Raw genomic sequence first — 23,412 nt, forward strand, 5'->3', positions numbered from 1 at the left:
CGGATAAGTATGCCTAAATGGCATGATTTCAATAATTTTTATTCATTTCATGATGTTGCTCGCCTTGGCTAGAGTAAAAACACCCCCGTATTTACCGTCAAAAATTTGTCATTTTTATTTGCGACTATGCTTTTTGAAATGACATTTCGGCCAAGGATTGTTATGGATTCGCTCAGTGTTGATGAACTCGCCCAGAAGAAGGATCGCTGGTATCGCATTGTGGAGGAGATGTTGGCGGAAGCCGGCGTCGCCATCAACGGCCCGCGCGCCTGGGATATCCGGGTGCACAACCCGGCGTTGTTCAAACGCATTTTGCAGGAAGGCTCGCTCGGTTTTGGCGAAGGCTATATGGACGGCTGGTGGGAGTGCGAACGGCTGGACATGCTGTTCACCCGCATTCTGCAGGCCGGCGTCGATGAGCGGCTGCCGAAAAGCCTGAGCGACATCGCGCGCGTTGCCTATGCCCGGCTGTTCAACCGCCAATCGCGCAAGCGCGCCTGGCAGGTGGGCAAAGAGCACTACGACATCGGCAACGACCTGTTCCGGGCGATGCTCGATCCTTACATGCAATACTCCTGCGGCTACTGGAAAGAGGCGCAGACGCTCGAGCAGGCGCAGCAGGCCAAGCTGCGGATGATCTGCGAAAAACTGCAGCTGAAACCGGGCATGACGCTGCTGGATATCGGCTGCGGCTGGGGCGGGTTGGCGCAGTTTGCGGCGCAAAACTACGGCGTCTCGGTGCACGGCGTGACCATTTCCGCCGAGCAGCAGAAGCTGGCGCAGGCACGCTGCGCCGGGCTGGACGTCGAGATCTTGCTGCAGGACTACCGCGATCTGGATCGCCAGTTCGATCGCATCGTATCGGTCGGCATGTTCGAGCACGTCGGGCCGAAAAACTATGAGACCTATTTCAGCGTCGCGGCGCGCAACCTGAAGCCGGATGGCCTGTTCCTGCTGCACACCATCGGTTCCAATCAGACCGATCTCAACGTCGACGCCTGGATAGACAAATACATCTTCCCCAACGGCTGCCTGCCTTCGGTGCGGCATATCGCCGAGGCCAGCGAAGGGCGTTTTGTGATGGAGGATTGGCACAACTTTGGCGCCGATTACGATCGCACGCTGATGGCCTGGCTGGAGAACTTCAAACGGGCGTGGCCAGAGTTGGCCGGCGGCTATTCCGAGCGCTTCGAACGCATGTTCACTTATTACCTGAACGCCTGCGCCGGCGCGTTCCGTTCGCGCAACATTCAGCTGTGGCAGGTGTTGTTCAGCCCGGCGGGCGTGGAAGGTGGGGTGCGGGTCTATCGCTGATATCCCCGTCATATTTCAAGCTGCATCTGTGTTGGCTGCGTTTGCGCGCCCCGCTCGCTTACTTGAGTAAGCTCCCGGGGACTTACAAACTTGCCGCCTTGATGCAACTCGAACTATTTAGGGGATACCCTTCAATATTTACTTTGGGACAACAGATATACCCAATGGATTTCCAGTTGCGTCCAGGCGGCAAACGTGACAAACCCCAGGAGCTTAGATAACTAAGTGACTGGGGTTCGAACATGCAGCCGATAACGATGCGGCTGGAAAGAAGAAGGGTATATCAGTACAGCAGGGAGTACAGCTGGCGGCGATACTTAGCGGCCAGCGCGTCGCCGGTGCCGAGCGCGGCCAGAATGTCCATCAGAGTCTTGCGCGCGTTGCCGTTGGCGGCGGCCAGATCTTTCTTCAGATGCCCCATCAGCAGCTCCAGCGCTTCTTCGTTACGCCCGACCTGATGCAGCTGCAGCGCCAGCTGCACCGCCAGCTCGACGTTGTCCGGCTGCTGCTGCACCTGCTGTTGCAGCTGTTGGATTTCCGGCGTGTCCGCCGCCTGCTTCAACAGTTCAATCTGCGCCACCAGGCCCTGATAGCGGGTATCGCGATCCTGCAGCGGGATGGTTGCCAGCACCGCTTCGGCGTCTTCGCTGCGGCTGAGCGCGATCTGGGTTCGGCCAGGGTCAGGCCGATGTCGCTGCGCTGTTGGCTACTCTGCCAGGCGTCTTTCAGCAGCGGCAGCGCTTCGGCGGCGTTGCCGGCGGCCAGCAGTTCCTGCGCCTGCGCCAGTTTCAGGTCTTCTTCCTTCGGCAGGAAACGCTGCAGCAAGTCGCGGATCGCTTCTTCGGGCTGCGGGCCCTGGAAGCCGTCGACCGGCTGGCCGTCTTTGAACAGGTAGACCGTCGGAATGGAGCGCAGCCCGAATTGGGAGGCGATCATCTGTTCGGCGTCGCAGTCCACCTTGGCCAGAATAAACTGACCGGCGTATTCCGCCGCCAGCTTGTCCAGCACCGGCGTGAGCTGCAGGCAGTGTTGGCTGCGCTCGGACCAGAAGTAGAACAGCACCGGAATGGACATCGATTGTTCCAGCGTCTGGTGCAGGTTAGTTTCGTTAATATCAACAACAGCTTGAGCTAGCATCTTTTTTCTCTCTGATCGTGCGGAGCCATGGGGTGTAGATGGGGGCGCGCCGCCATTCTTCAACCCCGGCGGGCGAATTAAGCGTTGCTGCGCAGCAGCCAATCCAGACAGCGGCCCGGCAGAATGCGGCGCAGCACGCTCATGGCGTGCGCCAGCAGGGTCACCGGGTAGCGCAGTTTGGCGCGCGGGCTTTCCAGCGCGTGGCGCAGCTTGGGCAGAATGGCCTCCGGCGGCAGCGTCAGGCGCTTGGCGATGCCGGGGTTGTGCACCGGCTTGTCGCTCTGCGCCTGGTTGACGTTCTGGCTAAAGTGGGTAGAAATCGGCCCCGGTTCGATCAGGCTGACCTGAATGCCGCTGCCGTGCAGCTCCATGCGCAGCGCGTCCGACCAGGCCTCCAACGCGAACTTGCTGGCGGCGTAGGCGCCGCGCCCGGCGCTGGAGACCAGCCCCATCACCGAACTGGTCTGGATAATGCGCCCTTCGCCGTGCGGCAACATCGCGGGCAACAGCAGCTGGGTCAGCTGGTGGGTGCCGAACAGGTTGGTAGCGAACTGCCGCTCCAGCTGGCTGCGCGAAATGCGGCTGAGCGGGCCGTAAACGCCGAAGCCGCCGTTGTTGAACAGGCCGTACAGGCGGCCACCGGTCAGCGCGATCACCTCGGCGGCGGCGCGCTCGACGCTGGCGCTGTCGTCCAGATCCAGCTCGATGCCTTCCAGCCCGAGCTGGCGCATGTTTTCCACGTCCTGCGGTTTGCGGCAGGCGGCCAGCACCCGATAGCCGCGGTTGCGCAGATCCTGCGCCGCAATCAGTCCAATCCCGCTGGAGCAGCCGGTTATCAATACTGCTTTTTGCATAACTTTACCTAGTGTACGACCCTAATTTAGTTAGACTCATGTTTTACTAGCGGTTCCAGGCGCTCCGCCATCCAGGTGGCGATAAACGGCTGGGCGTCCCCATTGGGGTGCAATCCGTCATCCTGCATCCATTCCGGCTTCACCACCACCTGTTCCATATAGAACGGCAGCAGCGGAATGTTGAACTGCTTGGCCAGCGCCGGGTAAACGGCGCTGAACGCTTCGGTATAGCGGCGGCCGTAGTTCGGCGGGATGCGGATCTGCATCAGCAGCGGCTGTGCGCCGGCCTGCTGCACCTGTGTGATGATCTGGCCGAGATCGCGCTGTACGTCCTGCGCCGGGAAACCGCGCAGGCCGTCGTTGGCGCCCAGCTCGATCAGCACCCAGCGCGGCTGATGCTGTTTCAGCAGCGCGGGCAGACGCGCCAGCCCCTGTGCGGCGGTGTCGCCGCTGATGCTGGCGTTGACCAGCTGTGGCGCGCCCGGTTTTTTCTGCCACTGTTCGGCCAACAGCGTCGGCCAGGCCCGCTCGATCGGCAGGCGGTAGCCGGCGCTTAAACTGTCGCCCAAAATCAACAAGGTATCGGCGGCGACAGCGCGTAAACTGAATAATCCCAACAGCAAAAGGAAGGGAAGATGCCAGCGGAAAACGTTCTTGAAGTTCATCATCTTAGTAAACACGTTGGTCAGGGTGAGCATCAGCTCACCATCCTTACCGGAGTCGAGCTGCTTGTCAAACCCGCGCAGACGATCGCCCTGATCGGCGAATCCGGATCGGGGAAATCGACCCTGCTGGGCATTTTGGCCGGGCTGGATGACGGCAGCGAGGGCGAGGTGCGCCTGCTTGGCGAGTCGTTGACCGCGTTGGACGAAGAGGGCCGCGCCGCGCTGCGCGCCAGGAACGTCGGCTTCGTGTTTCAGTCGTTCATGCTGGTGCCGACGCTGAACGCGCTGGAAAACGTGCAGCTGCCGGCGCTGCTGCGCGGCGAGAGCGACAGGCAAAGCCGCGAGCAGGCGGTGCAGCTGCTGGAACAGCTGGGATTGGGCAAACGGCTCGATCACCTGCCGGCGCAGCTGTCCGGCGGCGAGCAGCAGCGCGTGGCGCTGGCGCGCGCCTTCAGCGGCCGGCCGCGGGTGCTGTTCGCCGATGAACCGACCGGCAACCTCGATCGTCAGACCGGCGATCGCATCGCCGACCTGCTGTTTTCCCTCAATCGCGATTTTGACACCACCCTGATCCTGGTGACCCATGACGAAACCCTGGCGGCGCGCTGCCAGCGGCGGCTGCGGCTGCGCGAAGGCAAGCTGTGGGAGGAAGCATGATCTGGCGCTGGTTCTGGCGCGAATGGCGCTCGCCGTCGCTGCTGATCGTTTGGCTGGCGCTGACGCTCTCCGTGGCTTGCGTGCTGGCGCTGGGCAGCATCAGCGATCGTATGGACAAAGGGCTCAGTCAACAGAGCCGCGACTTTATCGCCGGCGATCGGGTGCTGCGCAGCGCGCATCCGGTGCCGGAAGGCTGGCTGCTGGACGCGCAGCAGCAGGGGCTGAAGCTGAGCCGTCAGCTGTCGTTCACCACCATGACCTATGCCGGCGATCGGCCGCAGCTGGCGGACGTGAAAGCCACCGATCTGGCCTATCCGCTGTACGGCAAGCTGGAAACGCGCCCGGCCAACATCAAGCCCGAACCGGGCAGCGTGCTGGTGACACCGCGTCTGCTGGCGCTGCTGAACGTGAAAGTCGGGGATTCGCTCGAGGTGGGCGACACCACGCTGCGCATCGCCGGTGAAATCATTCAGGAGCCGGACGCCGGCTTCAACCCGTTCCAGACCGCGCCGCGCATCATGATCAACCTGGCGGACGTCGATAAGACCGGCGCGGTGCAGCCGGGCAGCCGCCTGACCTACCGCTATATGTTCGCCGGCGCCGAGCCGGATATTCAACGTTACGAAGAACGGCTGACGCCGCAGTTGACGCCGGATCAGCGCTGGTTCGGGCTGCAGGAGTCCGGCAGCGCGCTCGGCAAGTCGCTGCAGCGATCCCAACAGTTCCTGCTGTTGTCGGCCCTGCTGACGCTGCTGTTGTCGATCGCCGCCGTGGCGGTGGCGATGAGCCACTATTGCCGCAGCCGCTACGATCTGATCGCGGTGCTGAAAACCCTCGGCGCCGGGCACGGCGCGCTGCGTAAGCTGATCGTCGGCCAGTGGCTGGCGGTGATGGCGCTGGCGGCGGTGTGCGGCGGGGCGATCGGGCTGGCGTTCGAAGCGCTGTTGATTCGCCTGCTGAAACCGGTGTTACCGGCCGCATTGCCTGCCGCCGGCGCCTGGCCGTGGCTGTGGGCGCTCGGCGCGCTGGTGCTGATTTCACTGCTGGTCGGGCTGCGGCCGTACCGTCAGCTGCTGGCTACCCAACCGCTGCGGGTGCTGCGCCGCGACGTGGTGGCCAACGTCTGGCCGCTGCGCTACTTCCTGCCGGTGACGGCGGCGGTCGTGGTGGCGCTGCTGGTGACGCTGATGGGGGCCAGCACGCTGCTGTGGGCGATCCTGGCCGGTATGGCGGTGCTGGCGCTGCTGCTGGGCGGCATCGGCTGGGGCAGCCTGCTGTTGCTGCGCCGCATCACGCTCAAGAGCCTGGCGCTGCGGCTGGCGGTTAACCGCCTGCTGCATCAGCCGTGGGTGACCATCAGCCAGCTGGCGGCATTTTCGCTGTCGTTCATGCTGCTGGCGCTGCTGTTGGTGCTGCGCGGCGATCTGCTCGAACGCTGGCAGCAACAGCTGCCGCCGGACAGCCCGAACTATTTCTTGCTCAACATGACCGAGGCGCAGGTGCCGCAGGTGAAAACCTTCCTGCAGCAGCACCAGATCAAGCCGGAAACCTATTATCCGATCGTCCGGGTGCGCCTGACCGAGATAAACCAGCAGCTGGCGACCGAGCGGGTGCATGAAGACGATCCGGGCGGCGAGGCGGTGAACCGCGAGCTGAACCTGACCTGGCTGGCCGATCTGCCGGATCATAATCCGCTGGTGGCGGGCAGCTGGCCGCCGAAAAGCGGCGAAGTCTCGATGGATGAAGGCATTGCCGGGCGGCTGAAGATCACGCTGGGCGACACGCTGACCTTCAGCGGCGATACCCAGGCGTTCAGCGCCAAGGTCACCAGTCTGCGCCAGGTGGATTGGGAAAGCCTGAAGCCGAACTTTTACTTTATCTTCCCGCCGGGCGCGCTGGACGGCCAGCCGCAGACCTGGCTTACCAGCTTCCGCTACGACGGCGACGGCCAGATGCTGACCCAGCTCAACCGCCAGTTTCCGACGCTCAGCCTGTTGGACATCGGCGCGATCCTGAAACAGGTCGGCGGCGTGCTGCAGCAGGTCAGCCGCGCGCTGGAGGTGATGGTGGTGCTGGTGGTGTTGTGCGGTGGCCTGCTGCTGCTGGCGCAGGTGCAGGTCGGCATGCGTCAGCGCCGCCAGGAGCTGGTGGTGTACCGCACGCTGGGGGCCGGCAAACGGCTGCTGCGCCGCACACTGTGGTGCGAGTTCGCCCTGCTGGGGCTGGTGGCGGGCATCGCGGCGGCGGTGGGCGCCGAGGCGGCGCTGTGGCTGCTGCAGAGCCGGGTATTCGACTTCCCGTGGACGCCGACGCCGGTGCTGTGGTGGGCGTTGCCGCTGGCCAGCGCGCTGCTGCTGTCGCTGTGCGGCGGCTGGCTGGGCGTGCGCCTGCTGCGCGGCCGGGCGCTGTTCCGCAGTTATGAGGGGTGATGTTGACTTAGCGGGATGAAAAAAGGGGTTAGCCTAAGGCTAGCCCCTTTTACTTTTGGCGGCGGCGCTTTAGGCCAGCTTCTGCTGTGCCCAGGCCAGCCCGCTTTGGTATTCGCCCGGCAGCAGCGGCGCCAGCGCCTGCAGCGCCTGGCGCAGATCGGCGGCGCTCGGGTCGTTCAGATTGAGATGGCCGACCTTGCGGCCCGGGCGCACCTCTTTCTCATACCAGTGCAGATGCACCAGCGGCAGCGACAGCCACTGTTCGTTGACGGCGGTGCCGATCAGGTTGACCATCACCGACGGCGTGCTCACCACCGGCTGCGGCAACGGCAGGCCAAGGATGGCGCGCAGATGCAGTTCGAACTGGCTGATGGACGCGCCGTTTTGCGTCCAGTGGCCGCTGTTGTGCACGCGCGGCGCCAGTTCGTTGATCAGCAGCCGATCGCCGACGATAAAGCACTCCATCGCCATCACGCCGACGTAGTTCAGCTCGTTCAGGATCGCCGCCAGCATCTGCTCTGCCTGTTGCTGCAGCGCCGGGTTGGGCTGCGGCAGCGCCACGCTGGTGCGCAGGATGCCGTCTTCATGTAGGTTGTGAGTCAGCGGGTAGAATACCGAACGGCCGTCGTGGCCGCGCGCGCCCACCAGCGACACTTCGCCGGAGAAATTGATGCCTTGCTCGACGATGCACTCGCCATAGGCGTCGGCCGGCAGTTCGGCTTCCTGGCCCGGGCGCAAGCGCCATTGGCCGCGGCCGTCATAGCCGCCGACCCGGCGTTTGACGATCGCCAGCTCGCCCAGCGAAGCGAATACCTGCGGCCATTCGGCGGCGCTCGCCAGCAGCTGCCACGGCGCGGTCGCCAGGCCGAGCTGGTCGAGCAGCTGTTTTTGCGTCAGGCGATCGGCCAGGCGCGGGAAGATGTCGCGGTTGACGAAGGCGCTGTGGGTCGCCAGCTCGCGCGTTAGCGCGGTTTCCGGCCAGCGTTCGATCTCGGCGGTAATGACGCTGTTCTGATACGGCACCGCCTCGGGCTCGGCATCGATGCCGACGGGGTAAACGGCGATGCCCAGCGGTTCGCCGGCCTGGCGCAGCATGCGCCCCAGCTGGCCGTTGCCCAGTACGCAAACCGGCTTCATGCGTCCTCCCGCGGATCGGGGTGGTTCAATACCTCTTCGGTCTGCGCCCGACGCCAGTCCGCCAAACGCTGTGCCAGCGCGGCGTCGTGCAGCGCCAGGATCTGCATCGCCAGCAGCCCGGCGTTGGCGGCGCCGGCTTTGCCGATCGCCAGCGTGCCCACCGGAATGCCGCGCGGCATCTGTACGATGGAGTACAGGCTGTCTACGCCGCTCAGCGCGGCGCTTTGCACCGGCACACCCAGCACCGGCACCAGGGTTTTCGCCGCCAGCATGCCCGGCAGGTGCGCCGCACCGCCGGCGCCGGCGATGATCACGTCAAAGCCGTTGGCGGTAGCCTGCTCGGCGAAGCTGAACAGCTTGTCCGGCGTACGGTGGGCGGAAACGACTTCGACATGGAAGGGGACTTCGAGCTGGGTCAGGACTTCGGCGGCGAACTGCATGGTGGCCCAGTCACTTTTCGATCCCATTACAATTGCGATTTTCGCCCCGGTAGTGGCGGCTGAAGCGGCGTTGGCTCCCATGGGTGTAAGGCTCCTGTGATTTGTCTGGCGTCGGCTGAGGGCCGAATGAGGGCGTAGAGCATACCATGAGCGCACGGCGAGGAAAACGGTTGCGTCGCCGGTTTTCAGCGCCGAAAGCGCGAATTTTCACTCGCGCGCCAGTCCGGGGCTCAGAATGGGAATTGGATCAGCTCGACGGCGTCGGCGCTGACTTTGACCATCGATCCTTCGACGTGCCAGGCGCCCAGCACCGCGCGATGGGCTTCGCCGTTGCTCAACGCCAGCCGGTGCACCGCCGGGCGATGGGTATGGCCGTGGATCATCCAGTGCACGTCGTGGCGCAGCATCGTCTGTTCGACTGCCTGCGGGTTGACGTCCATGATGGCTTCCGACTTGTACTGGTTGGATTGCTGGCTGCGGGCGCGCATGTTGGCGGCGATCTTCAGTCGCCAGCGCAGCGGCAGCGCCAGGAACAATTTTTGAATCAGCGGGTTGTGCACTTTACGGCGGAATTGCTGATAGGCCTGATCGTCGGTGCACAGGGTGTCGCCGTGCAGGATCAGGATCCTGCGGCCGTACAGCTCCAGCACTTTCTCTTCCGGCAGCAGCTGCATGCCGCTGGCGCGGGCGAAGCGCTTGCCGAGCAGAAAATCGCGGTTGCCGTGGATGAAGTAGCAGGGCACGCCGGCCTGTTGCAGCGCTTTCAGCGCCGCGGCGATCTCCGCGTGCAGCGGCTCGGGATCGTCGTCGCCGATCCAGGCTTCAAACAGGTCGCCGAGGATGTACAGCGCGTCGGCGTGAACTGCTTCGCGCCGTAAAAAACGCAGAAAACCGGCAGTGATTGCCGGTTCCTGTGCGCACAAGTGCAGATCTGCGATGAACAGCGTACTCATGCAGCCGCGATTACTCGCTGACGGTCACGCTGTTGATCACGACGTCTTCTACCGGTACGTCCTGGTGCATGCCGCTGCGGCCGGTTTTCACGCCTTTGATCTTGTTGACCACGTCCATGCCTTCAACCACTTCAGCAAACACGCAGTAGCCCCAGCCCTGCACGTTTTCGCCGCGGAAGTTCAGGAAGTCGTTGTCAGCCACGTTGATGAAGAACTGTGCGGTGGCGGAGTGTGGATCGTTGGTGCGCGCCATTGCCAGGGTGCCAATGGTGTTTTTCAGACCGTTGTTGGCTTCGTTCTTGATGGTCGCGTTGGTCGCTTTCTGGTTCATGCCCGGCTCGAAACCGCCGCCCTGGATCATGAAGCCGTTGATCACACGGTGGAAGATGGTGTTGTCGTAGAAACCGGCGCGGCAGTAGTTCAGGAAGTTTTCAACGGTAACCGGCGCTTTGTCAGCAAAGGTCTTGATAACGATATCGCCGTGATTGGTGTGGAAAGTAACCATAGTTTTAATCCTAACAAGGTGAAGTGAGACGTCACGTAAAGCGAGTGAACATTCAGACCGCCCTTATAACATATCCGCCCCAGCGAGTCAGCAGCGGCTCAACCGCGTACTGTCTGTGGTAATTGCATTTATGTTATATTATAACAATTGCGCCCGCCGCCGAATTTCGCGCATTTTATTCGCGTGAAATCAGCAAAGCATGGCCTTAACCTTGCAATAGATCAGGCTTCAGGTTTCAATACGCTACCGGGCGGAAAACCTGAAGCCCGGTTATCTTTTTTGTTATCACGCACACCACGGAATCTCCCGATGCTAAAGATTTTTAATACCCTGAGTCGTCAAAAAGAGGAATTCAAACCCATTCATGCCGGGAAAGTGGGCATGTACGTGTGCGGGGTAACCATCTATGACCTGTGTCACATCGGCCACGGTCGTACCTTTGTCGCTTTCGACGTGGTGGCGCGTTACCTGCGCTACCTCGGCTATTCGCTGAACTACGTGCGCAACGTCACCGACGTGGACGACAAAATCATCCGCCGCGCGGCGGAAAATCATGAAACCTGCGACCAGCTGACCGAACGCATGCTGGCGGAAATGCACGCCGACTTCGACGCGCTGCTGATCGACCGCCCGGATCAAGAGCCGCGCGCGACCCAGCACATCGCCGAGATCATCGAGATCACCCAGCGCCTGATCGATCGCGATCACGCCTATGTGGCCAGCAACGGTGACGTGATGTTCTCCATCGACAGCGATCCGCAATACGGGCTGCTGTCGCGCCAGGATCTGGATCAGCTTCAGGCCGGCGCGCGCGTAGAGATCGACGACGTGAAGCGCAACCCGATGGACTTCGTGCTGTGGAAGATGTCCAAACCGGGCGAGCCAAGCTGGCAGTCGCCGTGGGGGCCGGGCCGTCCGGGCTGGCACATCGAATGCTCCGCCATGAACTGCAAGCAGCTGGGCACCCACTTCGATATCCACGGCGGCGGTTCCGATCTGATGTTCCCGCATCACGAGAACGAGATCGCACAGTCGAGCTGCGCCCACGACGGCCCGTACGTCAATTACTGGATGCACTCCGGCATGGTGATGATCGACAAAGAGAAAATGTCCAAATCGCTGGATAACTTCTTCACCATTCGCGACGTGCTCGGCCATTACGATGCGGAGACGGTGCGTTACTTCCTGATGTCCGGCCACTATCGCAGCCAGCTGAACTACAGCGAAGAGAACCTCAAACAGGCGCGCACCGCGCTGGAGCGCCTCTATACCGCGCTGCGCGGCACCGATGCCGACGCCGCGCCGGCCGGCGGCGAAGCGTTCGAAGCCCGCTTCCGCGAAGCGATGGACGACGACTTCAACACCCCGGAAGCCTACTCGGCGCTGTTCGATCTGGCGCGCGAGGTTAACCGCCTCAAGGGTGAAGACATGGCGGCGGCCAACGGCATGGCGGCGGAACTGCGTAAGCTGGCGAACGTGCTCGGCCTGCTGCAGCAGGAGCCGGAGCAGTTCCTGCAAGGGGGCGCTCAGGTTGACGACGGCGAAGTGGCGGAGATCGAAGCGCTGATCAAACAGCGTAACGAAGCGCGCGCCGCCAAGGACTGGGCGCTGGCGGATGCTGCCCGCGATCGGTTGAACGAGATGAACATCGTGCTGGAAGACGGCCCGCAGGGCACCACCTGGCGCCGCAAGTAATCCGGCCGCAGGGAAAAACAAAAAAGGCGCTGAATTCAGCGCCTTTTTCTATGGCTGCGGGTTAGGGTTTAACCGTGACCTTGCCGCCGTTGAATTCCACCACCTGATCGGCGACGATCTTGCAGCGTTTGCGGGTTTCGACCTTGCCGTCGACTTTCACCTGCCCTTCGGCGATGACTTCTTTGGCGGCGCCGCCGCTTTCACACCAGCCCTGGAACTTCAGCAGATCGCACAGTTCGACGTGGGGATGATTGTCCAGATTGAAAATTTCCATACTGCCTTACTTATTTAGGTTGAACGTCGTGATATTCCTCGCAGGCCTGCAAGGTATTTTGGATCAGTGTAGCAACGGTCATCGGGCCGACGCCACCCGGCACTGGGGTGATGTAGGCGGCGCGCTCGCTGGCGGCGTCGAAATCGACATCGCCCACCACTTTACCGCTTTCCAGACGGTTGATGCCGACGTCCACCACGATGGCGCCCGGTTTGATCCAGTCGCCCGGAATGAAGCCCGGCTTGCCGACCGCCACCACCAGCAGATCGGCGTTCTCGACGTGATGACGCAGATTCTTGGTGAAGCGGTGGGTGACGGTGGTGGTGCAGCCGGCCAGCAGCAGCTCCATGCTCATCGGGCGGCCGACGATGTTGGAAGCGCCGACCACCACGGCGTTCAGGCCGTAGGTATCGATGTTATAACGCTCCAGCAGGGTGACGATGCCGCGCGGCGTGCACGGGCGCAGTTTAGGCGCGCGTTGGCACAGGCGGCCGACGTTGTACGGGTGGAAGCCGTCGACGTCTTTGTCCGGGTGGATGCGTTCCAGCACCTTGACGTTATCGATGCCGGCCGGCAGCGGCAGCTGCACCAGAATACCGTCGATTTCCTCATCGGCGTTCAGCTGGTCGATCAACGCCAGCAGCTCGGCTTCACTGGTGGCAGCGGGCAGATCGTAGGAGCGGGAAAGGAAGCCGACTTCATCGCAGGCGCGGCGCTTGCTGGCGACGTAAATTTGCGAAGCCGGGTTCTCGCCGACCAGCACAACCGCCAGCCCTGGGGCGCGTTTGCCGGCCGCCAGACGTTGTTTCACTTGCTCAGCCACTTCGTTTCTAACCTGCTGCGCAATCGTTTTACCATCAATAATCTTTGCTGACATCAGTGTGGAAATCCATCAATTAAGAAAAGCGGGGATGCCGCTATTCTGGCAGAAGCTGAGCGCGCTGTCAGGCGCAGAATCACCCTCGTGGCCGTTGCCGACGCCGATTTACGCTTTTTTTATGCCGGCCTCAGGATCCTCTACGTCATTTTTACCTGTATTTGGATACGCTGGGGCTGTTCACAGGGCGAAAGAGGGCAGGATCATGAGAGCGATAACCCGGCTTTACCCGTTGCATCATCAGCCTGACGAGCAACCGACGGAGCCTAAACATGTGGGGGAAACGGTGTTCGATTCTTCACTGCATCCGGCGGACAGCGCGCAACTCACCGCGTTGCATCAGCTCAGCAAGCATGAGGCGGCGCCGTCGTGGCGGGCACGCCTGAATGCGCTGTGGCGGAAGTTATGTGCATGAAGGGCTGCTTCTGGGCAGGCTGCACGCTGTTACTGGTTTGGGCATCGGGGAGCCAGGCTTCTTTAAACAGCGCACGCCCAGACGCCACACTGGGGGAAAGGGTGGCGGCGACCTGCAACGCGCGGGTGGTTGAGCATGCCGATTGGGGCGACATCGCCGCAGTCGTGCAGTCCGCTCGCCTTTGCCGGTGGAGGGAGGATGGGCGGCGGTGGTCTGAACGCGCGCCGATTTACGTAGGTGTCGGCCTGGTTCAGCATGGCGGCGCCCGGTTGACGGGAACCCTCGCCGCGCGGGCGCTGGCGGAAAAAACGCCATAAAGCACGGCCGCCGCCGTAACGTCATGAAAAGGCATTGACTCGCTAACCTCTGACCGTATAATCCCAACCCGCAGCCGCAGGTTGCCGCATCTCAATGCGCCCTTAGCTCAGTTGGATAGAGCAACGGCCTTCTAAGCCGTAGGTCATAGGTTCGAATCCTATAGGGCGTGCCATTACTCCCTTGATTTTCTTCCCCCTACTCGTTCCCTTGAAAACTCGACTGCGTAACCCGTACTCCCGTTGGCTCGCCGCTGAGCGTCGTGCTATGTTCATGCGCTAACTTTCAGTCAGTGGCAGAGTGAAAAATGCAAAGCTTATTCGTATACGGCACCCTGGGGCCGGGCAGACCCAACGCGCACATCATGGAAGCCATCGGCGGCAGCTGGGAAGAAGGCAGCGTTGGCGGATCGCTGCTTAACGAAGGCTGGGGCGCAGAGATGGGCTACCCAGGCATCGTGTTGGATAACAGCGGCAATCGGGTGAAAGGTTTTCTGTTCCGTTCAGCGAATCTCGTCAACCACTGGCCGACTCTCGATGCGTTCGAAGGCGAGGGGTATGAACGGGTAGCGGTCAGCGTCACCACCGCCGGCGGCGAAACCGTCGATTCGTTTATCTACATGTTGAAGAAATGATACGAGTCGCCTCGCCGAATGAGTGTGAGGCGCTCGACCCGCCGGCAATTGAACTTTCGTTTATTTTGCCGCGCTACAATAGGCGAAAATTTCCCCATGGAGCCTATCGTGCGCAAATCCAGATTCCTGCTTGTGACCTTGCTGTGCCTGTGCGCCGCCGCAGTGCTGTACGTGATGGCTTACCGAGCGCTGGGGCATTACCTCAGCGACGGCGAGAAGGCCTACCCGGATATCAGCGTTGAAATCCGCTGAGAGTCGTGCGGCGCCGCGGTGACTGTGCCGATTTTTTCGTACTGATTTACCCGCCATTTACCCGCCGTCGGCAATGATGACGCTGCGTCTCCACACTGTGTGGTTCTCTTGGGCGGAATGCGGTTATGTCACTGCAACAGGTTTCGAATGTCTCTTTGAGCAACAACGGCTTAAAGGGCATCAGTTACAAACATTACGCGTTGGCGATCGTGGCGTTTTCGGCGATCGTGCGGTTTATTTCCTTAACGGATCGGTACTTTTGGTGTGATGAAGCCTCCAGCGTGCTGACCAGCCGCTATGATGTGGGCGCTTTGCTGTACCACGCTTCCTTCGACGTTCACCCGCCGCTTTATTATCTGTTGCTGCATGCCTGGATGGTACTGTTTGGCGACGGCATCATGGCCGCCCGTTCGCTGAGCCTGGTGTTCGGCGTGGCGACGGTAGCGCTGGCGATGCGCTTTACCCGTTGGTTGGCCAGCGAGCGGGCGGCGCTGATAGCGGGATGGTTGATGGCAATCATGCCGATGGCGGTGCGTTACAGCCAGGAGGCGCGCATGTACGCGCTGATGGGGATGCTGGCGATCGCCGCCGCCATGGTGCTGGCTAAGTGGCTGAAAACGCCGGATAACCGCCGCTATCTGGCGCTGTATGCGTTGTTGATGACGCTGAGCTTTTATACCCATTACTTCACCATTTTCACGCTGATCGCCCACTGGCTGGTGGTGTTGGCGCTGTCATGCCGCCGAGAAGGCGTACGTTACATCAAGCAGCCGGCGTGGTGGCTGGCCAATGTGGCGATTGGGGTGGCCTACATTCCCTGGCTGCTGGTGCTGCTCAATCTGCTGGCGCATATCGCCGAACTGCGGGTCGGCGGCGACGTCGGTTGGATCCCTCAGGTTTCCTGGGGCGATCTGCCGGCAATGTATTGGCGTTTTCTCACCGGCCATGACGGCAGCAACTATCCCACGGCGATTCTCTGGCTGCTGCCGGCGATGTTTATCGCGTTGTGCGCGCTGCTGCTGAAACGGCGCGTGATGCCAAGGACATTCTCGCTGTTGCTGCTTGGTGGCATTCTGATCCCGGTGTCGCTGGTATTCGCCATTTCCTGGCGCACGCCGCTGTTTGTCGATCGCTACCTCTATTCCGCCGCGCTCGGCATTCCGCTGGTGTTGGGCGTGCTGATCGCCGGAACGAAAAGCCGGGTGCGCGGGATCTCTTTGCTGTTGTTTTTCAGCTTGCTGTTCGGCTGCGGCGTGCGTAACGACTACCCGGTCGAGAAAGATGAGTTCAAGGTGATGGTGCACTATATCAACAGCCACTATCAGCCTAACGATGCGGTAGTGGTCAGCAACATGTTCAACTACCTGAGCTATGTGTATTACAACAAGAAGGGCTATCGCGCCCTGCTGTATACCCCGGCCAGGCCCAACGGCATTTCGGGCAAGCCCAATGCCTATGGCTTCGGCACCTTTTTCCACGATCGGGCGGCGCAGACCTATGTCGATAAGCTCAGCGTTTTATCGAAAGGCCATCGCCGGGTCTGGCTGGTCAGCGGCGGGGATTTCAATCAGGACTTCGGCCGTTCGCCGCCGGGGTGGGTCAATACCGGCACCTTCAAGAGCGGCGGCTTCGAATCGCGTCTGTTCGTGGTGCGTTGAGAAAAATGTCATATTTCCCATTCGGCGTTACATCTGGCCGAGCAAACTTACGCGGGGATGACAGTTCTATACATTGGGATTGGTACTGTAGCTCTACCCGATGATGTTGTGTGTTATCCATTCCCTGTAGTGTATTACCCCATCCCTGTTAAGTTTATCCCGCCTTGCGCGGGATTTTTTTTATCCAATGCGAGCGCCGGTGGCGTGGTTGTCAGGTTTGCGCAAAACGTTCGGTTTTCCAGCGATTCTTTCATGGCCAAGGCCTGTGACAGTCGCACGATTTCTCAACCTATTCTGATAATTCCGGCTGTGGCGACAGAATTCTTGAAAACGGCGGGACGCTATGTCTACACTATCTCAGTATTATGTATGAAAATTGATGATATCTGATAAATATCAATGAGTTGTATTGGCGCTGGCGTTGTTTTTTTACTTTTTGCCGTTTTGGCATACCCGCGCTTTGAGCAGGTTAATGGTTGGCAGCTTTCCCAGGATGAATGCGGCATTACTGCGGGATTCAGGGGAAATGAGTTTTAGGATTGTTTATGAGCGCATTAAGTAATGCAAAGTGGATCACTTTGTCGCAGATGGGGAAAGTATTTACTCAGTTAATGAGTATGTTCGTTTTGGCGAGACTGTTGCCTCCCAGCGAATTCGGCCTGATGGCAATGGCCCTGGTCGTGATTAACTTTTCTCTTTTGATTAGAGATTTGGGCACATCCGCCGCGATTATTCAACATAACGAATTGAAAGACAGCACCACCAACGCTATTTTTGGCCTTAATATCACCATGGGCACAGTCATTGCCATCGTGATTGCTTTATTTTCGCCATTAATCGCCGCTGCATTTAAAGAGCCGCGCCTAACGGATATGTTATTATTGCTTTCCATCTCTTTTCCGATCGCCAGCAGCGGATCCACGCACTTGGCATTGTTGGAAAGAAATTCAAAGTTCATGATTGTTTCACTGATTGAACTTTCAGCCGGCATTGTGGCGCTTATCGCCGCCATCATCCTGGCTTATATGGGCGCCGGCGTTTACAGTCTGGTGTTTTCAAACCTGCTGACGGCGATCATCTCAACCAGCCTGCTCTGGATGAAAAGCGGGTGGCGTCCTAAAATAACGCAAATTTTCAACAAAAAAGAGCTGAAAACAATCTTTTCCTTTAGCAGTAATCTGACGCTCTTTAACTTTGTAAATTACTTTTCCCGCAATGCAGATAGCATGTTCATTGGCCGGTTTATGAACGCCAATATTCTTGGCGCCTACTCTCTAGCCTGTAGAATAATGCTGTTTCCGTTGCAGAATCTGACGTTTATCGCATCGCGCTCCTTGTTCCCCATCATGAGTCGTCAGCAAGATAACGTGCTGGAAGTGAAAAAGTTATTTCTCAAGTCGATAGATGTCATTTCGTTTATCGTATTCCCTTTGATGGTCGGTTTAGCTACGCTGCGCGAACCTTTTTTCAATATCGCCTTTGGCCCCGAATGGGCATTAAGCGCAACGATTATGTTATGGCTGGCGCCGACCGGGATTGTTCAATCCTTGACCAGTTCAACCGGTGCGGTTTTGATGTCCAAAGGGCGTTCGGGAATGTTGTTGATGCTGGGCATCCTCGGCATGCTGCTAATGATTAGCGCATTTATTATTGGCGTACAGTTTGATATCACTACGCTGACTATGCTGTACTTTTTCGCCAACGTCGTTAACTTTATTCCTGCAATGACTATCACCATGCGCTTGTTGGAGGGGAGTCTCTTTGAGGTACTCGCCCGGCTTATCGGCCCCGCATTTTGTTCAGGAATCATGTGCGCGGCACTGTATTGGCTGCAACACACTTCACCGCTGGGTTTCGCCATCAATAATATCTTCTCGTTAATCGGCGCTTCACTGTTTGGTGGCGCGGTATATTTGATGTCTTCATTGGTTTTCCTGCGCGATCGAGTAGGGTATTTTAAGAAAGTCATACTGAAGAAAGCGTAATTTATCGGCGTAAGCTTAGTCTGGTTTTTCCCGACTAAGCTTACGGTGGAGATATTTGTTCCATTTTTATTTCAATTCGTCCGATAGAATCTTGCTGGGATTTTTATTATTTTTAACATTCTTATTTATCATGGTGTTATGGCTTTTCAGTCATCGGTCTACATCGTTTTTAAGGTTTAATAAAGCGCTTTTCTATGATAAGCTGTTTACAATTGAAAAAATACGGCAGAGTCAAAAATGAATCCAAAAGTTAGCGTTGTTATCGCAAGTTATAATACGGAAAAGTATATTGTCGAGTGCGTTAACTCTGTTCTTAATCAAGACTACCCGAATGTCGAGCTCGTCGTTGTCAACGACGGTTCAACAGACGCTACAGGGGCGTTGTTAGCGGAAGTTACCCGTAACCACGCCAATGTAAAAGTCGTTAACCAAGAGAATCAAGGTCAGTCTGCCGCCAGAAATAATGGCGTGAGCGTGGCCACCGGCGAATTTGTCGTCTTTCTCGATAGCGATGATATTTTTGACGTCTCTTTGGTTTCTAAATGCGTAACGGCGCTGGTGTCAACGCATAGCGATATTGTCTTCTTCAATGCGGAAACATTTTACGATGATGAGTTCACTGTCGAATTCTCGTCTACTTACGTTCGGGACAACAGCCTGTATGATAAGACCATGGATAGCGAGACATTTTTTAAAGAGTCATGGCGCTTGAATAATTATATCGTTTCACCTTGTATGTATATGTCGAGAATACAGTTAGTGCGCGATAATCCGTTTTATCCCGGAATCATTCACGAGGATAATTTATTTACCACCAGCATTTTATTGGCACAGAGGTCCACGATCGTTTGCCTGAAAGAGTCGTTGTATAAGCGGCGTCTTCGTCGTGACTCGGTAATGACCTCCAAGAAAAGCCATCGCCATGTCATCGGTTATTTAACCGTCGCCAGAAAGCTACCGGCTTTGCGTTCGCAAACCGATGGAGAGCTGAACGTCTACTTAAATAATTTTATTTCTCGCTGCGTCAGTTTTTCCATTAACGATGCCAAGTCTTGTTATGGACGAGTGCCTAAAGCACTGAGAAAAGAGTATCTTTCCGCATTCAAAGAGATAGGAATAATGAACATTAAGAAGAAAGTTCTAGTCAAATATTTCTTAGCTCAGCTGTAAGCTCCCGTTTTTCTTTCCGCAATGCCGGGTTGTTCCGGCGTTGCTCCACCGTATCCCTACCGTATCCCTCACGTGCTTTTTCCTCCTGATGTTATCGTAGAATATTCACGTCGGCTCGACGCATTTTTTTGAATAACACCGTCAGTTTTATTTGGTATTCAGCCGCTGCGCGCTTGATTAGATTGAACGCGAGAGGGGCGCCGTCGGCGCCTTTGTGCAATGAGTGGAGAATTTCTATGGCGAAGACAGTAGTGGTGTTTCATTCCGGCTACGGCCATACCGAGCGTTTGGCGAAAGTGGTGGCGGAAGGCGCCGGGGCGGCACTGATCGCCATCGACCAGAACGGTGATATCAGCGACGAAGCCTGGCAGACGCTGGATGAGGCGGACGCCATCATCTTTGGTTCGCCGACCTATATGGGCGGCCCATCCTGGCAGTTCAAGAAATTCGCCGACGCCAGCTCCAAGGCCTGGTTCGGCCGCAAGTGGCAGGACAAAGTGTTTGGCGGCTTTACCAACAGCGCCAGCCTGAACGGCGACAAGCAGGTCACGTTGATCGCGCTGCAGACGCTGGCTTCGCAACATGGCGGCCTGTGGGTCAGCCTGGGGCTGCTGCCGGCCAACACCAAATCGGCGCAGCGCACCGACGTCAATAACCTGGGCGGTTCGGTGGGGCTGCTGGTGCAGACCCCGGCGGATGCCGGCGTGGATGAGATGCTGTCGGGCGATCTGGCGACCGCCAAGCTCTATGGCCAGCGCGTAGCGGGTTTTGCCGCCAAACTGGCGTAAGGTCTTCCGTGCGGAGAGGGCAGTGACGCGACTGAACGGACGCCGCGTTCATTTTCTCTGCACAATTGGCGTGTAAGCTGCGAAATGTTATTAGCCTGCTTGGGCTAACACTGCATTTCGTACAAATATTCCCGGTTCCTAGGCCGGGTTTTTTGTTGCTAAGGTCTGCTTAAGCTTTCACCGCTATACTGCGCGGCAGCACGGGCATGCAACGTATGGCTGTGTCGTAACTGTCGATTTGCTGTTGTTCAAGCAAGCCCGCGCTATGCGGGCTTTTTTTGGGTTGTTATTGCACGGGCGGCCCAGTTGCAGGAAAATAATCGCGTAGTTATTCAAACATCATTCAACGACCAATAACCACAAACTTATTAATGTAATTAACGCCGTCGGCGGCCTATTACGCTATGCGCTATGCTGACAGCAGAGTCGGCATTATTTGCTGACGCTATGCGGGTGAGCCCGCCGCGGTCGCATCAGGCTAAGAAAAGTCTGTTAATTAAATGTTAACGTTTTTTATTATTGATTTGTCTGGCTTTTTTGGTTGAAATCCGAGTTGACTATCCCTCACTGGCCGGGCGAGAGAGTATGCACATTATTATTCTGGTTATTAGCGAAATATGGGCGAGGCGATGAACGTCAGAATAAACGCCAGGCATGGCCTGCCTCTGACGGTTCAGCTGATCAATCTTTTCATGCTGGCCTTTTTACTTTCTCTGGTGGGTATTCTTAGCCGGCCAATTGGTTCGCTTTCTTTATTTTGGCCGGTGAATGCGATTCTGCTCGGCCTGCTGCTGCGCAAACCCGTTTACGCCACGCCGCTCGGCTGGCTTACCACCTATCTAGGCATGGTTGCCGCCGATCTCAGCACCGGCGAAGGCTGGTCCCTGGCGCTGTGGCTGAACGCCTGCAACATGTCGCTGATCGCCGTCGGTTACGGCATCATGCTGATGCTGCCCCAGTCGCAACGGCGCATGGGCAAACCCCAGGCGATACTCTATATGTTCAGCGCCAGTCTGGCCGGTGCGGCGGTGGCGTCGACGCTGTCGGTGCTGCGCAACGACAGCCTGTACAACAACACGGTGGTGGTCGCTTGGCTGGCCTGGTTCAGCGAGCAGTTCTCGACGACCTTGCTGCTGTTGCCGGTGCTGATGGCGGCACCGCGGCTGAAGCAGCTGTTGCGCATACAGGTGCGTTGGCGTTTGAAAGGCTGTCTGCCGCTGCTGGCGCTGCTGCTGTCGCTGATATTCAGCGTCTATATCGGCGGGCCGGGCGCTATCGCCTTCCCGATCCCGGCACTGCTGTGGTGCGCGGTGCGTTACCAGCTGTTCCCCGTGACGTTGCTGACGCTGTTGACCGGCATGACCGAGATCAGCAGCATTTCCGCCAACCTGGTGCTGTACGAAACGCCGAACAACCACAACGCCTTCCTCGACACGCTGATGTCCGCCCGCTTGGGCATCGCCATGCTGGTGATGGGGCCGCTGATCCTCGCCAGCTCTATCGCCGCCAACCGCAAGCTGATGCGGCGTCTGGAGCACAGCGCCAACCACGATTTTCTGACCGGGGTGCTGGCGCGCAGCGCGATGACGCGCAAAGCGGGCGAGCTGCTGGAGCACAAGCACCGCTCCAAAGAGGCGGTGTCGCTCCTGCTGATCGACATCGACCATTTCAAGCAGATCAACGATACGCACGGCCACAGCGCCGGCGATCAGGTTTTGGCGTCGTTTGCGCACATCGTGCGGCGCGAGCTGCGCCACGATCAGCTGTTCGGCCGCTTGGGCGGGGAAGAGTTCGCCATCATGTTGCCGCGCGCGCTGGCGGCACAGGGCGTGGCGCTGGGGGAACATCTGCGCCGGCTGGTGGAGCAGGCGGAACTGCAGGCGGAAGGCAAACAAACGTTGAAAATTACCATCAGCGTCGGCGTAGCCAGCCTGGCGATGAACGAGGTGAAATCGCTGGAGCAGCTGATGAATATGGCGGATATCGCGCTGTATCGCGCCAAATCGCAGGGGCGTAATCGGGTGGAGTCGTTCAACGTGGTGAACGGCAACAGCGTCGAGCATATCCTGTTCCGCTAGGGCTCGACGCTGGGCAACCGGCGCTTACAGGCTTTTCAGCGCCTTGATGGTCTCATCCATATCGATCTCGTGCTCGGAGAAGGTATGGGTGGTGTTCTGGAAAGTGGTAATGGTCAGCATGCGCAGCGTTTGCATGGTCTGCGCCTGGTCTTCGGACTGCGGGCGAATGCGGTTCATCAGCAGGCCGACCGACAGCACGGTGTTCTCTTTATCCACGTCGGCTTTGACCGGCACTTCCTTGGTGAAAGTATTGAAAGACTTGATGCTGGCGATCTTGATTCTTTCGTTGGCGATGATGATGTATTTGCTGGGCGCCAACACTTTGACCGCATAAGCCGACGGGCCTTTGGTGTTGTTGGTCGGTTCGAAGGTCACCGCCGCATTTTTCTTAATCAGCTCCGGGTTCTGCACTTTAATCACGTGAAAATAACGATTTTCTCCGTTCTCGTCGGTAATAAAGCCGAAGCCTTTGTCTTCAAAAAAAGTCGTTATCTTGCCGTTCATCGCTATTCTCACAAAAGGGTTCTATACAGCGCTTATGATAGCGCGGAATGCCTTGCAGCGACAGATTGCGCGGGCGGCATTTAGTCATGCGATAACGGCATTTAGCGGCTTTCTCCCCACATGCTATGTTCATGCTGACTTCATTCAATGCGAAAAAGGAATAGCGATGGGCATCAAACGTCTCAATCACGCCGTGCTGTATGTCAGCGACGTGCGGCAGAGCGCCGACTTTTATCATCAGGTGTTGGGGTTCAAGCTCAAGCCGTCCGACAGCCCCGATCGGGCGGTGTTTACCCAGGCCGCCGATTCGGACAACGATCACGATTTGGCGCTGTTCAGCAAGAACCTGGGCCAGCAGCGTGCCGGGGTATTTCGCGCCAACAACGAGCCGCCGGCGGAGCATGAGCCACCGGCCGGGCTGTACCATCTGGCCTGGGAAGTGGACAGCCTGGAGGAGCTGGAGCGCATTCGTCACCAGCTGGCCGAACGCGGCATTCTCGGGCTGGAAGAGGATCACGGCGTGCACAAAAGCATTTATGGCCACGATCCGGACGGGCTGCTGTTCGAGGTGACCTGGTTTATTCCGCCGGCGTTGCTGACCGACGAGGACAAAAACCAGCAGGGGATCCGCCCGCTGGATTTCGCCGCCGAGAAACGGCGTTTCGCCGGCCGGTAA

The 23,412-nt window shown here is 58.6% G+C and carries 22 protein-coding genes, 1 tRNA gene and 1 pseudogene; 14 read left to right on the top strand and 10 right to left on the bottom strand.

What is annotated here, in order from left to right; translation table 11 throughout:
* Positions 1–162 precede the first annotated feature (162 nt).
* Positions 163–1,314, top strand: coding sequence for a cyclopropane fatty acyl phospholipid synthase (gene cfa, locus AC4PR2_RS04915; protein ID WP_049199945.1), 1,152 nt, complete (start codon positions 163–165; stop codon positions 1,312–1,314).
* A gap of 283 nt (positions 1,315–1,597) precedes the next feature.
* On the opposite strand, the pseudogene AC4PR2_RS04920 reads toward cfa, so the two are convergent.
* From AC4PR2_RS04920 to tesA, 3 genes and pseudogenes are all read right to left on the bottom strand, one after another.
* A pseudogene (locus AC4PR2_RS04920) lies at positions 1,598–2,451 on the bottom strand (co-chaperone YbbN).
* A 77-nt stretch (positions 2,452–2,528) separates the two neighbouring features.
* Complete coding sequence (locus AC4PR2_RS04925) at positions 2,529–3,305, bottom strand: SDR family oxidoreductase (RefSeq protein ID WP_060423505.1); 777 nt, start codon at positions 3,303–3,305, stop codon at positions 2,529–2,531.
* 26 nt (positions 3,306–3,331) lie between these two features.
* Positions 3,332–3,970 carry a multifunctional acyl-CoA thioesterase I/protease I/lysophospholipase L1 gene (tesA, locus tag AC4PR2_RS04930; RefSeq protein WP_164268474.1) on the bottom strand — a complete coding sequence of 213 codons (639 nt, stop codon included), beginning with the start codon at positions 3,968–3,970 and terminating at the stop codon, positions 3,332–3,334.
* Here tesA and ybbA point away from each other — a divergent pair.
* Positions 3,941–4,627, top strand: coding sequence for a putative ABC transporter ATP-binding protein YbbA (ybbA, locus tag AC4PR2_RS04935; protein ID WP_004940192.1), 687 nt, complete (start codon positions 3,941–3,943; stop codon positions 4,625–4,627). The two genes, tesA and ybbA, sit on opposite strands and share 30 nt — an antisense overlap.
* Positions 4,624–7,056: a putative ABC transporter permease subunit YbbP gene (ybbP, locus tag AC4PR2_RS04940; RefSeq protein ID WP_492174926.1), complete on the top strand. Its 2,433-nt coding sequence runs from the start codon at positions 4,624–4,626 to the stop codon at positions 7,054–7,056. The genes ybbA and ybbP overlap by 4 nt, the downstream gene beginning before the upstream one ends.
* Before the next feature lie 69 nt (positions 7,057–7,125).
* Here ybbP and purK read toward each other — a convergent pair whose 3' ends face one another.
* The 4 genes from purK to ppiB all read right to left on the bottom strand — a co-directional run bounded on the left by purK (position 7,126) and on the right by ppiB (position 10,091).
* Positions 7,126–8,193, bottom strand: a complete 1,068-nt coding sequence (purK, locus tag AC4PR2_RS04945) for a 5-(carboxyamino)imidazole ribonucleotide synthase (protein WP_043146773.1) — start codon at positions 8,191–8,193, stop codon at positions 7,126–7,128.
* Positions 8,190–8,714, bottom strand: a complete 525-nt coding sequence (gene purE / locus AC4PR2_RS04950; RefSeq protein ID WP_060423515.1) for a 5-(carboxyamino)imidazole ribonucleotide mutase — start codon at positions 8,712–8,714, stop codon at positions 8,190–8,192. Before purE ends, purK begins: the two co-directional genes overlap by 4 nt.
* 149 nt (positions 8,715–8,863) lie before the next feature.
* Positions 8,864–9,586, bottom strand: a complete 723-nt coding sequence (locus tag AC4PR2_RS04955) for a UDP-2,3-diacylglucosamine diphosphatase (RefSeq protein ID WP_060440541.1) — start codon at positions 9,584–9,586, stop codon at positions 8,864–8,866.
* Positions 9,587–9,596: 10 nt separating this feature from the next.
* On the bottom strand, positions 9,597–10,091 hold the full coding sequence (ppiB, locus tag AC4PR2_RS04960; protein WP_004940183.1) for a peptidylprolyl isomerase B: 495 nt from the start codon (positions 10,089–10,091) through the stop codon (positions 9,597–9,599).
* A gap of 309 nt (positions 10,092–10,400) precedes the next feature.
* Between ppiB and cysS the strand changes: the two genes are divergently transcribed.
* Positions 10,401–11,786, top strand: coding sequence for a cysteine--tRNA ligase (gene cysS / locus AC4PR2_RS04965; protein ID WP_038875101.1), 1,386 nt, complete (start codon positions 10,401–10,403; stop codon positions 11,784–11,786).
* Between the two features lie 61 nt (positions 11,787–11,847).
* Here cysS and ybcJ read toward each other — a convergent pair whose 3' ends face one another.
* The gene (gene ybcJ / locus AC4PR2_RS04970; RefSeq protein ID WP_049278727.1) at positions 11,848–12,060 is read right to left on the bottom strand and encodes a ribosome-associated protein YbcJ; all 213 of its coding nucleotides are present in this window, start codon (positions 12,058–12,060) and stop codon (positions 11,848–11,850) included.
* A gap of 10 nt (positions 12,061–12,070) precedes the next feature.
* The gene (gene folD / locus AC4PR2_RS04975; RefSeq protein ID WP_004940177.1) at positions 12,071–12,937 is read right to left on the bottom strand and encodes a bifunctional methylenetetrahydrofolate dehydrogenase/methenyltetrahydrofolate cyclohydrolase FolD; all 867 of its coding nucleotides are present in this window, start codon (positions 12,935–12,937) and stop codon (positions 12,071–12,073) included.
* A gap of 205 nt (positions 12,938–13,142) precedes the next feature.
* Between folD and AC4PR2_RS04980 the strand changes: the two genes are divergently transcribed.
* From AC4PR2_RS04980 to AC4PR2_RS05020, 9 genes are all read left to right on the top strand, one after another.
* On the top strand, positions 13,143–13,352 hold the full coding sequence (locus tag AC4PR2_RS04980; protein ID WP_049278728.1) for a hypothetical protein: 210 nt from the start codon (positions 13,143–13,145) through the stop codon (positions 13,350–13,352).
* Between the two features lie 413 nt (positions 13,353–13,765).
* A tRNA-Arg gene (locus tag AC4PR2_RS04985) sits at positions 13,766–13,842 on the top strand.
* Positions 13,843–13,974: 132 nt separating this feature from the next.
* A complete protein-coding gene (locus AC4PR2_RS04990) occupies positions 13,975–14,301 on the top strand; it encodes a gamma-glutamylcyclotransferase family protein (RefSeq protein ID WP_048322373.1) in 327 nt (108 codons plus the stop codon).
* Positions 14,302–14,409: 108 nt separating this feature from the next.
* Complete coding sequence (locus tag AC4PR2_RS04995) at positions 14,410–14,553, top strand: hypothetical protein (RefSeq protein WP_016928795.1); 144 nt, start codon at positions 14,410–14,412, stop codon at positions 14,551–14,553.
* A 125-nt stretch (positions 14,554–14,678) separates the two neighbouring features.
* Positions 14,679–16,211, top strand: coding sequence for a glycosyltransferase family 39 protein (locus AC4PR2_RS05000; protein WP_492174927.1), 1,533 nt, complete (start codon positions 14,679–14,681; stop codon positions 16,209–16,211).
* Between the two features lie 545 nt (positions 16,212–16,756).
* Positions 16,757–18,196 (top strand): oligosaccharide flippase family protein, encoded by a 1,440-nt coding sequence (locus AC4PR2_RS05005; protein WP_197802539.1) that lies wholly within the window; start codon positions 16,757–16,759, stop codon positions 18,194–18,196.
* 237 nt (positions 18,197–18,433) lie between these two features.
* Positions 18,434–19,366 carry a glycosyltransferase gene (locus AC4PR2_RS05010; protein WP_197802541.1) on the top strand — a complete coding sequence of 311 codons (933 nt, stop codon included), beginning with the start codon at positions 18,434–18,436 and terminating at the stop codon, positions 19,364–19,366.
* A gap of 236 nt (positions 19,367–19,602) precedes the next feature.
* Entirely contained in the window at positions 19,603–20,154 is a 552-nt protein-coding gene (locus tag AC4PR2_RS05015) for a flavodoxin family protein (protein ID WP_041033835.1), read from the top strand.
* Between the two features lie 629 nt (positions 20,155–20,783).
* Positions 20,784–22,232: a GGDEF domain-containing protein gene (locus AC4PR2_RS05020; protein WP_038877558.1), complete on the top strand. Its 1,449-nt coding sequence runs from the start codon at positions 20,784–20,786 to the stop codon at positions 22,230–22,232.
* Between the two features lie 24 nt (positions 22,233–22,256).
* On the opposite strand, the gene AC4PR2_RS05025 is transcribed toward AC4PR2_RS05020, so the two are convergent.
* On the bottom strand, positions 22,257–22,736 hold the full coding sequence (locus tag AC4PR2_RS05025; protein WP_038877408.1) for a cold-shock protein: 480 nt from the start codon (positions 22,734–22,736) through the stop codon (positions 22,257–22,259).
* A 166-nt stretch (positions 22,737–22,902) separates the two neighbouring features.
* On the opposite strand from AC4PR2_RS05025, the gene AC4PR2_RS05030 reads away from it, so the two are divergent.
* Complete coding sequence (locus AC4PR2_RS05030) at positions 22,903–23,412, top strand: VOC family protein (RefSeq protein ID WP_038877409.1); 510 nt, start codon at positions 22,903–22,905, stop codon at positions 23,410–23,412.

It is taken from the genome of Serratia sp. A07, from assembly GCF_058725505.1.